This window comes from Paenibacillus sp. ACRSA (assembly GCF_022346845.1).
Classification (GTDB): Bacteria; Bacillota; Bacilli; order Paenibacillales; family Paenibacillaceae; genus Paenibacillus.
This window is the reverse complement of record NZ_JAKRNP010000013.1, coordinates 1-12784: the sequence shown is the minus strand read 5'-3', so window position 1 is coordinate 12784 and position 12784 is coordinate 1. Positions and strand designations below refer to the sequence as shown.

The following is a 12784-nucleotide window of genomic DNA, read 5'->3' as shown; positions in this document are numbered from 1 at the left end:
GTTACTTTTTAAGCAAGACGTCCGGCGCGGTTTGCCCGCTCCGGATGTCTTTTCGTTCGTAACAGGGTGTGACTTCATCACGCCCAAGATGGTGTGAAAAAAGAGGTGCAAACAATGAGCAGCCTGCATGTAGATAAAGCGCTAAATAATAATGTAATCATTGCACAGCATCCTGAACATGGGGAAGTCGTCGTCATTGGTAAAGGCATCGGCTTTAACCGCAAAACAAGTGACAATATCCCACTTATGGCTGTGGAGAAAATGTTTATTTTGAAGAACCAGCAGGAGCAGGAGCAGTACAAGCAGCTTCTTCCACAAGTGGATGAAGCGTTGATCGAGATTATTAACGAAGTCATTACGTATATTGCTGAACGTACGGATGTTCCATTAAATGAGCATATCCATATCGCATTAACGGATCATATTTCTTTTGCGTTGAAGCGTAAGGAACAGGGAATCGTCATTCAAAATCCATTTTTATATGAAACGCGCGAGATTTATCCGGAAGAATATCGTATGGGTGAATACGCTGTTCGTTTGATTAAAGAGAAGCTGGGCGTCGATTTAGGGATGGATGAGATCGGGTTTATTGCCCTTCATATCTATAGTGCTATGACGAACCAGAGCATCTCCCAAGTACGAGAGCATTCTCAATTGATAACGGATTTGGTGAGTCTTGTCTCGAAGCAGTTGGACTATTCGTTTGAAACGGAATCGCTGGATTATTCACGTTTATTAACTCATCTGCGTTTTGCTCTAGAGCGTGTTCGTCGTGGAGACAAAGTCGAGGAGCTTCATAAATTGGATTCTCTTTTGAAATTGGAATACCCTGAAATGTACTCGCTTGCATGGAAGCTAACAAAAGTTATGGAGAAAAGGCTGAATCTGCCTGTGTATCCAGCTGAGGTGGGATATCTTACTATTCATCTTCAACGGTTGTATCAGAGGAAAGAAGAAGAGAAGAAGTGATATATTTCCACATGTGGAATGGTTTTTAGGAAATTTCCTGTAAAGGCTTGCACTGAAATTAAAGTGATGCTACAATGGTTTCCGTAATCAAGCAACTGAATAAACATAAGCGACGTGTTACTGACTCGATCAGGCATGAGTTATTAAAGTGTGATTGTTCTTACCTTAACCCGGGTATGCTATACCCGAAAAGGTTATTTCGATTCCTTTATTAATTCATGCTTTTTTTGTGTCCCCTTGCTTGCATCAAGACATACTAACATAGAACGAAAGGGAGTAAACGACGCGATGTTCAAAAAGCTTTTTGGTGTTCTGCAAAGAGTTGGTAAAGCGCTAATGCTACCTGTAGCGATCTTGCCTGCGGCAGGATTACTCTTAGGCATTGGTAACATGCTGGTTAATCCAGACTTTTTGCAATACGTTACGGCGCTAGATACTCCTTGGGTGAACTCGATCGCAACGATTATGATGAATGCGGGTCAGATCGTATTTGATAATCTTGCACTGTTGTTCGCCGTTGGTGTAGCCGTAGGATTAGCTGGTGGTGAAGGTGTAGCTGGACTTGCAGCCATCATCGGTTATCTGGTCATGAATGTGACACTAGGTACAGCTGTAGGTGTTACGCCAGCCATGATTGGGGAAGTACCGGGGTATGCGAGTATACTAGGTATCCCTACATTAAGTACCGGCGTGTTCGGAGGTATTATCATAGGTATTACCGCCGCACTATGCTACAATCGGTTTTTCAAAATTGAGTTGCCGTCTTATCTAGGTTTCTTCGCAGGCAAACGTTTTGTTCCGATTATCACTTCAGTCGTTTCCCTCATCATTGGGTTACTTCTGGTGATTGTCTGGCCTCCAATTCAAAATGGACTGAATGCTGTATCTCATTTCATGGTAGATACAAGTCCAACATTGTCGGCATTCATCTTCGGTGTAGTTGAACGGTCATTGATTCCGTTTGGCTTGCATCACATTTTCTACTCACCATTCTGGTTTGAGTTCGGTGAATACGTGAATAAGGCTGGAGATGTTATTCGAGGAGATCAGCAAATTTTCTTCAATCAGCTTCGTGATGGTGCCGATATTACGGCGGGAACCTTCCAAGTAGGTAAATTCCCGTTCATGATGTTTGGTTTGCCCGCAGCGGCACTTGCGATGTACCATGAAGCAAGACCAGAGCACAAAAAGTATGTAGCAGGCATCATGGGTTCGGCAGCGCTGACTTCATTCCTGACAGGAATCACAGAACCACTAGAGTTCTCCTTCTTGTTTGTAGCGCCTGTGCTATTCGCAGTACACTGTATCTTTGCAGGTTTGTCATTCATGACCATGCAAATTCTTGGTGTCAAGATCGGAATGACCTTCTCCGGTGGGTTCATCGATTTCCTGATCTTCGGGATTATTCCGAATCGCACACCATGGTGGGACGTTATTATCGTTGGTTTGATTCTTGCGGTGATCTACTATATTGGTTTCCGATTTATTATTCGCAAATTCAATCTCAAGACGCCAGGACGTGAAGAAGCAACCATGGAAACAAGAGCAGGCGGAGGGACGGGTTCGACAGACGACCTACCGCACAATATTCTTGCTGCATTCGGTGGGCAACAAAACATCAAACATCTGGATGCATGTATTACTCGTTTGCGGATTGAAGTGAACGAGAAATCGAATGTAAATAAAGACCGTTTGAAGCAATTGGGTGCATCTGGCGTGCTAGAAGTGGGTAATAATGTACAGGCCATCTTCGGTACACGTTCAGATACAATTAAATCTCAAATGCAAGACATCATCGCAGGACGTACACCTGCACCAACTCCGGCTGCTAATTTGAAGCCAACGCCAGAGGAAGAAAAGGCGCAAGGAGAGCAAGGTGAACGTATTGTTGCAGAAGATATCGTCATGCCAGTCAATGGTGAGTTACTGGATATTACGAATGTACCTGATCCGGTCTTTGCCGAGAAAATGACAGGTGACGGATTCGCAATTCTGCCACATGACGGAACGATAACATCTCCTGTGTATGGTAAAGTGTTTAATGTATTTCCAAGCAAACATGCCGTAGGTATTATGTCTGACGGTGGTAAGGAAGTGCTTGTTCATATAGGAGTGAACACGGTGAAGCTGAAAGGTCAGGGCTTCAACGTGCTTGTGCAGGAAGGGGACTTGGTATCGGCAGGACAGCCGATTATGGAAGTTGATCTGGAGTATGTAAAAGCGAACGCTCCATCGATTATTTCACCAGTCATTTTCACCAACCTGCCAGAGGGCTCTACAGTCACTCTTAAGAAGAGTGGCGTGTTGAAGATTGGCGATCAGTCAATCATTGAGATAAAATAAGAAGTGTTACGATGATGGCAAGCAAGTGTAAATATATGCAATGCCTAAAAAAACAAATTGCGAAAGTGAGATGATTGTAATGCAACAAACATTCAGAATTACAGATGAAGATGGTATCCACGCACGTCCGGCGACAGCCTTGGTAAATACAGCAAACAAATTCAAAGGTGCAGAATCCTTTGCAGAAGCTAACGGTAAAAAAGTAACATTGAAATCCATTCTGGGTGTTCTTTCCCTCGGATTGGAACAAGGCGACACTATCAGCATCATCGTTGAAGGTGAAGGCGAAGCTGAAGCTCTTCAAGCTTTGACTGACGTTATGGTTAACGAAGGGTTGGGCGAAATTAATGCTTAATGTTTCCGGGATCGCGGCTTCGGCGGGTATTGCTATCGCCAAGGCGTTTATCTTGGAGCATCCTGATTACTCTGTAGAAAAACGCCAAATTAACGACGTTGACGCAGAGATCGCGAAACTCGACTCAGCTCTGGGTAAATCCCAGGCTGAGCTTGAGGCGATCAAAGAGCGTACTTTACAAGAGCTTGGCGAGAAAAAAGCTGAGATTTTTGCTTCGCATTTGCTCATTCTGAATGACCCGGAACTGATTGATCCGGTTAAAGCTAGAATTGCAGATGACATGATCAATGCAGAATTTGCTTTGAACGAAACGGCATCACAATTTATCTCCATGTTTGAGAACATGAAGAGTGCATATCTTCAAGAACGTGCAGCAGATATGCGTGACGTAACCAAGCGTGTGCTAAATCACTTGCTTGGTATCGACTTCATGAGTCCAGCAGAGATCAGTGAAGAAGTGATTGTGCTTGCAGAGGATCTTACACCTTCCGATACAGCGCAATTGAATCGCCAATTCGTTAAAGGTTTTGCAACGAACATTGGTGGACGTACTTCTCACTCCGCAATTATGGCTCGCTCGCTTGAAATCCCAGCTGTTGTTGGAACAAAAGACATTCTGGCTCAAGCGAAACAAGGCGATCTGATTATTGTGGACGGTCTGGATGGTCATGTCTTGGTTAATCCTACAGACGAGGTTGTTGCTGAATACCGCGCCAAACAGGAGCAGTATGACGCACAACGTGCGGAGTGGAGAAAACTGCGTGACGAGCCAACTGTAACTGTGGATAACGTTCATGTGGAGCTCGCAGCAAACATTGGTACTCCAAATGATGTTGCTGGCGTTCTAGAGAACGGTGGAGAGGCTGTAGGTCTGTATCGTACGGAGTTCTTGTACATGGGCAGAGACAAGCTTCCTTCTGAGGACATCCAGTATAATGCTTACAAAGCTGTATTGGAAAAAATGGAAGGTAAACCTGTTGTTGTTCGTACACTCGATATCGGTGGAGACAAAGAGCTTCCATACCTGGATCTGCCAAAAGAAATGAACCCATTCCTCGGCTTCCGCGCAGTTCGTCTGTGTCTGGATCGCCTGGATATCTTCCGTACACAATTGCGTGCATTGTTGCGGGCAAGCGTACACGGTAACTTGCGTGTCATGTTCCCAATGATCGCAACACTGGGTGAATTCCGTGAAGCAAAAGCTGTCCTGCTCGAAGAGAAGGAGAAGCTCGTTGCTGAAGGTATCGCTGTTTCAGACAGCATCCAACTCGGAATCATGGTCGAAATTCCTTCGACTGCAGTTCTGGCGGATCAGTTTGCTAAAGAAGTGGATTTCTTCAGTATCGGAACAAACGATCTGATTCAATACACAATGGCTGCTGACCGTATGAACGAACGTGTATCTTACCTGTATCAACCATACAACCCTGCCATCTTGCGCTTGGTTAAAATGGTCATTGATGCAGCTCACCGTGAAGGAAAATGGGTTGGCATGTGTGGAGAAATGGCGGGAGACGAAACAGCAATTCCATTGTTGCTCGGTCTTGGACTTGATGAGTTCAGCATGAGCGCAACATCCATTCTGCCAGCACGTAGCCAAATCACGAAATTGTCCCGTGCGGACATGCAAGAATTGGCTGCCAAAGCATTGGATATGCAAACGGCTGAACAAGTCGTTGAATTGGTTCAAAGCATTCAAGCGTAATTTTGCCGGGGTTTCCTCCGGAGCTTAAAGGTCTTCTTTTTCCGATAATGAGCTGCGTTTATGCAGCGATTTTGCCAGTATCCGCTGTTACAGCGGTTACTGGCTTTTTTTGTTTCGAGCAGCATGTGCCGGGATCTACCTGACAGTAGATGCCGGCTTCTTTTGATTCAAGCAGGGAAACTATTAAGTCGGATTAGCTAAAGCTAAGAGCTAGATGCCAAGAGCTAGATGCCAAGAGCCAAGTGTAAGTGCTGAGAGCTAGGGTCACTTACCAATGCCGAGAGCCAAGTATCAAGTGCTATGTGAAGAGCCAAGAGCCGAGAGCCGAGAGCCAAGTGTAAGTGCAAAGAGCCAAGATTTGAGTTCTAAATGTTGCAAGTTGTAAGATGCAAGTCTCAAGTCGCAAGTGCTAAGTTCCTAGCAATGACTTTTAAGTGGTGAGTAGTAGGCACTCAGTTCTAAAGAATCTGAAACGTCTTATTCAGGTGTTTGAAGAGCCCGCAGAAATCTAAAGAACCTGAGACGCGTTATATCGGAAATACCAGCCATTTTTCGTTTTAATAGCCGGTGATTTCGAGAAATAACGTGTCTGGTGTTCCTAAAAATTGAAAAATTGAGCCTATGGGCCAAATAAGATGTCCTGGATTCCTTAGCATATCTTCAGAGTCAGTGCTGTCCCTTCAGAGGCATTAGCCAGTCTGGAGTTAAGAACTACGATGGACGCCACCAGTGTGCGCCTATGGGCTCAATAAGATGTCATGGTTCATAAAGTATCTTATGGACCGGTGTTGTCGCTCACGGTTATAAGCCAGTGTCTGGAGCCGAAAATCCCACTGGACATCACCATGTGAGCCCATAAGCCAATCTAGACGTGAGTAATATAGACGCCATAATTGATCTGAATACAGCTTACCTATGTTTAAGACATGTTCTAACAGCATGATGGGGCGGCAACGCTAGTTTTCGTAAGAAGAGGAAAGCAACGGGGTGATAACACTGGTATCTGTAAGAAGGGAAAAGTAACTGGGCGGCAACACTAGTTTCTGTAAGAAGAGGAAAGCAACTGGGCTGTAACACTGGTATCTGTAAGAAGACAAAAGCAACTGGCAGCAACAATGCCATCAGCAGAAGGGGAAAGTAACACACAAAAGCTCTTGCAGAAGTACAATCCGCAAGAGCTTTTGTGTGAACAATGATTTGGTTAGGCACGTTCTATAACTCTGAAAGATGCAAAGTTTGCAAAAACTTTTCGTTCCAAAAGGAGCAGATTGTGCCCAATTTACGTTCCAACCAAGGAAATTTCCACAGACGTACCGATCTACGCAAGAGGTAGCCAACACAGATGCAGTATGACAGAAAGTCAGCGGAAAGTCAGCGAAAAGGCTCAGGTAAGGCAACGGAAAGGTAGTGGAAATGTTTTCAAGTCTGATTTGCCCTCAAATAAGATTCTAAATGTCCTAACTGCAAGCGCAGTTCAATACAGGTTTACGAGCAGCGGTTGTTTCGTCCAGACGAGTTACCGGTGTGCCGTAAGGGGCGTTAAGCACCAATTCAGGTGTTTCTTCTGCTTCCTTCGCAATGCGGATCATTGTATCAATGAATCCATCGAGTGTTTCTTTACTTTCGGTCTCGGTAGGCTCAATCATAATGCATTCCTCCACATTGAGTGGGAAATACACCGTTGGTGGATGATAGCCAAAATCAAGCAACCGCTTGGCAACGTCCAATGTACGAACACCATATTGCTTCAGTCCACGACCGGACATCACGAATTCATGTTTACATACACCTGGGTATGGAATTTCGTAATAAGGTGCAAGACGTGCCATCATATAATTCGCATTAAGCACAGCACATTCAGATACACGTCGCAGTCCCTCAGGGCCGTACGTACGCATGTAAGCATAAGCACGTACCAAGATGCCGAAGTTGCCATAGTACGCTTTGACACGTCCAATGGATTGATCGCCTTCATAGTCCAGAGCATAGAGGCCTTGATCATTTTTGATCACCATCGGTTTAGGCAGATAAGGCACGAGGCGGTTTTTCACGCCGACAGGGCCAGCACCAGGGCCGCCGCCACCATGTGGGGTACTCATCGTTTTGTGCAAGTTCAGATGTACGACATCGAAGCCCATGTCTCCCGGACGGGTAATGCCCATAATTGCGTTTGAATTAGCGCCATCATAATACAATAATCCGCCTGCCTCATGCACAATTGAAGCGATCTCCTGGATATCCTTCTCGAACAGACCAAGCGTATTAGGATTCGTAAGCATCAATGCGGCTGTGTCGTTGCCCACTGCCCCGCGAAGTGCATCAAGGTCAACAAGGCCATCCGCTCGCGAAGGAATGGTTACCGTCTCGAACCCAGCAACCGTTGCACTGGCTGGATTAGTTCCATGGGATGAATCAGGCACGATTACTTTAGTACGCACTTCACCACGACTTTCATGGTAGGCCCGAATCATCATAAGCCCCGTCCATTCGCCATGGGCGCCTGCAGCTGGTTGTAAAGTTACGGCATCCATGCCAGTCAGGCCAGCAAGATCCTTTTGCAGTGTGTACAACAGCTCAAGAGCACCTTGAATACTGGACTCATGCTGATATGGGTGAATTTTGGCGAATCCACTGTAGCGTGCAACATCCTCATTAATTTTGGGATTGTATTTCATCGTACAGGAGCCGAGTGGGTAAAATCCATTATCTACTCCGAAGTTACGGCGGGATAGAGCTGTATAGTGACGGATGACATCGACTTCGAATACTTCAGGTAACGCAGCTGCTTCTGACCGTAGCATTTCCCGGGGAATCAAAGCTCCGGGATCTCGGCGAGGCACGTCACATTCCGGTAGAGAATAAGCCACACGTCCAGGGCTGCTAAGTTCAAATATGAGAGTCTGTTCAGGAGCAGGAGATGCTGTTGAAGCAGTATTCTTCAATTCGGTTTCGGTGTTCACCGGTGATGCAGTAACAGGCGCTAACTCGGTTTGTCCTGGTGATGTTCTCGTTTCTTGGTTCACAACGATCCCTCCAATGCTCGTGCGAATTCGTCAATTTCTTCTTTGGTTCGTCGCTCCGTAACTGCGAGTAACATATGTCCGGCAAGCTCGGGATACTCCCGGCTGAGTTCGTAACCACCGATAAAACCTTTATCCAGCAACGATAGTTGCAGGGCATCAACGTTTGTTCCTTCAGGCAATTGAATGACGAACTCGTTAAATGTTGGTGTGTTGAAGGTTGCTTTTACACCAGGTATAGCTTTGAACACTTCGAGTGCATAATGACTCTTCTGCAAATTGAGATCGGCTACATCGATCATGCCCTGTTTTCCCATTGTGGACATATACACGGATGCGCTGAGTGCAAGCAAGGCTTGGTTGGAACAAATGTTAGACGTCGCCTTTTCCCGGCGGATATGTTGTTCGCGTGCCTGAAGCGTTAGTACGAAGCCGCGTTTGCCGTTACGATCAGTCGTCTGACCTACGATTCGACCAGGAATACGGCGCATATGAGCTTGTGATACAGCAAAATATCCACATGTTGGCCCGCCCAGTGACGCGGCAATTCCCAAAGGTTGAGCGTCGCCGACAACAATGTCAGCACCAAGCTTGCCAGGAGCCTCTAGCAGTCCAAGTGAAATAGGATTGGTACTGACAACAAGTAGGCTTTTATGTGCATGAGCAAGGTCAGCTGCTTGTTGGATCGGTTCAATGGCACCGAAGAAGTTCGGGTTTTGAATCATGACTGCGGCTGTATCTTCTGAAATAGCAGCTTGTAAGGCATCCCAGTCGGTTACGCCATTCTGATACCCGATCTCAACGATATCGAGACTAAGACCATGAGCATAGGCTTTCAATACTTGGCGTGCTTCCGGGTGGACGGTACGTGATACGATCAATTGTTTACGGCGAGTGGCTGCTGCAGCCAAATTTCCTGCTTCTGCAAAAGCTGTTGCACCATCGTACATACTCGCATTGGCCACGGCCATGCCTGTTAATTCGCAAATGTATGATTGAAATTCAAATATGGCTTGAAGCTCGCCCTGACTAATTTCAGGTTGGTAGGGTGTATATGCAGTATAAAATTCTGAACGGGAGATTACATGATTAATGACAGACGGTATATGGTGATCATAGATGCCTGCACCCAGGAAGCTTGCGTGTGTCTCGAAGTTGGCGTTGGCTCCAGCTTGTTTGGACATATGACGTGTAAGAGCATATTCATCTAACCGAGAGGATACGGGAAGCTCGCCCTGATAACGAATCTCCTGCGGGATATCTCGGAAGAGATCTTCAATCGTGTCTACACCAACTGTTGCCAGCATAGCGCTCTGATCCTGCTCGGTCATGGGAATGTAACGATGCTTGGTCATGCTTGATCAGCTCCTTGAGTAGGTGTCTTAGACGTGCGTATCCGTTTATGAAAAGGGGTCTTTACGACTTCGGCTTTTAGTTTTTTGCCACGAATCTCAATCTCCAGTGGCGTACCTAGCGCAGCATATTTGCTGTCAATGAGGGCTAACCCAAGATTCCGTTTCAGCGTAGGTGATTGTGTGCCTGTCGTTACTTCGCCAATCTGTACACCATCCGCGTAGAGAGGGTAATGGGGACGTGGAATTCCACGCTCCAGCACTTCGATACCGACTAATTTGCGAGCAGGCCCATCATTTTTCTGCTGGGATAAAACGTCGTGTCCGATAAAAGATCCAGAATTCAGCTTCACAAACATACCAACCCCAGCTTCCAGCGGGGAGATCGTAGGTGATAATTCCTGTCCGTACAAAGGTAATTTTGCTTCAAAGCGTAGGGTGTCCCGTGCACCAAGCCCAGCCGGAACTAATCCGTGATCCTCCCCAGCATGCATCAATCCGTTCCATACCGTAGCTGCTTGATCTGCTCCAACATAAAGCTCAAAGCCATCTTCGCCGGTATATCCGGTGCGGGATAACAGCAATTTTACACCGCAGACTTCCGCATTCTGTACAAAACGAAACGGCTCAATGGTAGCTACATTGATGTCCGTAACTTTTGTGAGGATATCAACAGACAATGGACCTTGCAGTGCTAGAAGGGCAGTCTGCTTAGAGTCATTTGTCATGGTTACCCCAGGAGCGAGATGTTCTACCAACCATGCCCAATCCTTATCGATATTGGAGGCATTAACCACTAACATATAATGCTGTTCCTCTAGCTTATACACGAGCAGGTCATCCACCACACCGCCATCGGGATAACACATCAACGTATATTGTGCCTGACCGGGAACAAGCACAGTTACATCATTCGTGGTCATTTGCTGCAAAAAAGCCTCCGCTTGCTCACCCTGAACGGTGAATTCGCCCATATGGGATACATCAAACAGTCCAGCGCGTTCACGAACGGCCTCGTGTTCCTTCTGGATGCCACTAAATTGTACAGGCAGTTCCCAGCCGCCAAAGTCAATGCAACGTACACCTTCATACTGCTGATAGAGTGGAAAGAGTGGAGTTCTAAGTAAATCAGACATCGAATCACCTCTTCATTAGCCGTCAAGCGGCTGAATGTGTTGCATATGGATTATCATTGAAAGGACATGATCGTTATTAAAAATGGTATAAGTATGTTGAGTAATGAATATAAGTCTTACTTAAGCCCGTACTTCTGAGATGCGTTATGCCGCACGGTTTGGTTCCTGAGTTCATCTTTTTTTTGGGAAAAAGGAAAAGGACAGGCCAAAGAACCGGCATGCCAGAAGCACGCTGTATTCTTAGGCTCTGTCCTTGGTACCTGAGAGTTACCCCGCCGCCAATGCAGCAGGTTTCCCCTTGGGTGATCGTAACGCCCTACCGGGCGGGTAGATGCTCTCCAGAGTTGCGTCCCGTAAAAGTCCTTTTGCCTGAGAGATTCACCGCCCGCTTGTCGGGTGGTTTACTCCTTCGGCGTTACCGCATGAACATCCAGATTTGGGTGTTTGGGTAATCTCTCCCTTTACATTCATCCGCGATATTGCACACAACGAAAACAGTTTTACTCCTTCCATTAATACGCGAATTGCATAGTAATGTCAAGAACAATGTCATCGGTTTTCAAATAAATACGAATATTTGTGTTTAAATATAAATTAATGTTCGGATAAATTAAAAGACTGCGCTTACTATTCCAATAATAACTAGTATATGTAAGTTCGTATTTTGATGAGCTTGTTTTTAGGTAGTAGAACACAAATAAATTGTAAGGTATCTTGACATTTGAATCGAAAATATCATACGCTATGTTCTGGGAAAAAGGAATGGCTGAAGAACGCATGCACTCATTAATGAAAAGCGAGGCGGATATCGATGAGCGAATTGAAAAGTGATTTCCTGTACAGTGAAGAGCACGAATGGGTGCAGACCGTAGGGGAGGATACCGTACGTATTGGTATTACCGAGTTCGCGCAGCATCAGCTGGGTGACATTGTGTTTGTTGAATTGCCTGATCTTGAATCCAGTGTACAAGCCGAAGAGAGCATTGGTACGATTGAATCTGTCAAAACGGTGTCTGATTTGTTTTCACCGGTTAGCGGCTCCATTATTGCGATCAATGATGCATTACAAGATGCGCCAGAGCTTGTAAATAGCTCTCCTTATGAAGAAGGTTGGATGATTGAGATCCGGGTAAATGGGGATTTGAGTACAGCCTTATCTAAGCTCATGAACGCGGACGCTTATCGCAAACATACCGAGGATTAAACTTCGAATGTAATTGAATATACCTATAATAAATATGAGCACCTTTTGTGGAACAAAGTAATCGCCTTTTGGGGAAGCTTTGAATCACAAAGGTGCTTTTTGTTGTGGTTTGTCGTGCTGAATAAGCATAGAAAGGATATTATTTGCTGATAAATGGATAGGTACTAAGTCCCTATTTTTGGTAAGGATAACTATAGTTTCAAAGGCAGAAAAGATGCCCATGATTGCCTATGGGACATGGAAGTTGATGGATGAACGTACAGCAATTGAATGACTTTAACTCATTTGGGGCTATCATCCTGAATTCACGGATTACAGTTGTTTCTCGTATTGGAGCGTCTATAATGACATATAAGCAAGGAACGACAGCTTTCTTGAATTTAGAATTTAACAACATGTGGAGGTGTACAAGTCTATGAAAAATATCATTCAAAAAGTGTTGCTGGCTTCGATGGTTACGGCGGCTGTGTACCCGCTGGTTCCTGTCACTCTGAATCAAGCTTCTGCAAGTGATTACATTGGCACAGTTCCCCAACCTCAGTATTCAACGATCGCAACCTACACCATGGACAAAAGCACAGTAAAAGATTTAGCAGCGAACATGCGAGCGTTATCCAGTAACACAGCCATTCTGGCAGAAACGATTGCACCGATCATTGCGACCAGGATCTCTCCTGTATTAGGGGGATATGTGTCGGCA

General features: G+C 45.5%; 9 protein-coding genes and 2 riboswitches. Of the genes, 6 read left to right on the top strand and 3 right to left on the bottom strand.

The window, feature by feature from the left end; genetic code table 11:
* The first annotated feature begins 114 nt into the window (after positions 1-114).
* The 4 genes from glcT to ptsP all read left to right on the top strand — a co-directional run bounded on the left by glcT (position 115) and on the right by ptsP (position 5372).
* On the top strand, positions 115-969 hold the full coding sequence (gene glcT, locus MH215_RS24640; RefSeq protein WP_239293727.1) for a glucose PTS transporter transcription antiterminator GlcT: 855 nt from the start codon (positions 115-117) through the stop codon (positions 967-969).
* Between the two features lie 288 nt (positions 970-1257).
* Positions 1258-3312: a glucose-specific PTS transporter subunit IIBC gene (gene ptsG, locus MH215_RS24635; protein ID WP_239293726.1), complete on the top strand. Its 2055-nt coding sequence runs from the start codon at positions 1258-1260 to the stop codon at positions 3310-3312.
* Positions 3313-3391: 79 nt separating this feature from the next.
* A complete protein-coding gene (locus MH215_RS24630; RefSeq protein WP_036617010.1) occupies positions 3392-3667 on the top strand; it encodes an HPr family phosphocarrier protein in 276 nt (91 codons plus the stop codon).
* Positions 3660-5372, top strand: coding sequence for a phosphoenolpyruvate--protein phosphotransferase (gene ptsP, locus MH215_RS24625; RefSeq protein WP_056701316.1), 1713 nt, complete (start codon positions 3660-3662; stop codon positions 5370-5372). Before MH215_RS24630 ends, ptsP begins: the two co-directional genes overlap by 8 nt.
* Positions 5373-6829: 1457 nt before the next feature.
* Here the strand turns inward: ptsP and gcvPB are convergent.
* The 3 genes from gcvPB to gcvT all read right to left on the bottom strand — a co-directional run bounded on the left by gcvPB (position 6830) and on the right by gcvT (position 10880).
* Entirely contained in the window at positions 6830-8314 is a 1485-nt protein-coding gene (gene gcvPB, locus MH215_RS24620) for an aminomethyl-transferring glycine dehydrogenase subunit GcvPB (protein ID WP_239293770.1), read from the bottom strand.
* 77 nt (positions 8315-8391) lie between these two features.
* Positions 8392-9747: an aminomethyl-transferring glycine dehydrogenase subunit GcvPA gene (gcvPA, locus tag MH215_RS24615; RefSeq protein WP_239293725.1), complete on the bottom strand. Its 1356-nt coding sequence runs from the start codon at positions 9745-9747 to the stop codon at positions 8392-8394.
* The gene (gene gcvT, locus MH215_RS24610) at positions 9744-10880 is read right to left on the bottom strand and encodes a glycine cleavage system aminomethyltransferase GcvT (protein WP_239293724.1); all 1137 of its coding nucleotides are present in this window, start codon (positions 10878-10880) and stop codon (positions 9744-9746) included. The genes gcvPA and gcvT overlap by 4 nt, the downstream gene beginning before the upstream one ends.
* Before the next feature lie 245 nt (positions 10881-11125).
* A riboswitch (glycine riboswitch) is annotated at positions 11126-11224 on the bottom strand.
* 3 nt (positions 11225-11227) lie between these two features.
* Positions 11228-11351, bottom strand: a riboswitch (glycine riboswitch).
* 340 nt (positions 11352-11691) lie between these two features.
* Here gcvT and gcvH point away from each other — a divergent pair.
* Positions 11692-12084, top strand: coding sequence for a glycine cleavage system protein GcvH (gene gcvH / locus MH215_RS24605; RefSeq protein WP_239293723.1), 393 nt, complete (start codon positions 11692-11694; stop codon positions 12082-12084).
* A 415-nt stretch (positions 12085-12499) separates the two neighbouring features.
* Positions 12500-12784, top strand: a 285-nt coding sequence (locus MH215_RS24600; RefSeq protein WP_239293722.1) for a hypothetical protein, incomplete at its 3' end; no start/stop codon positions are given.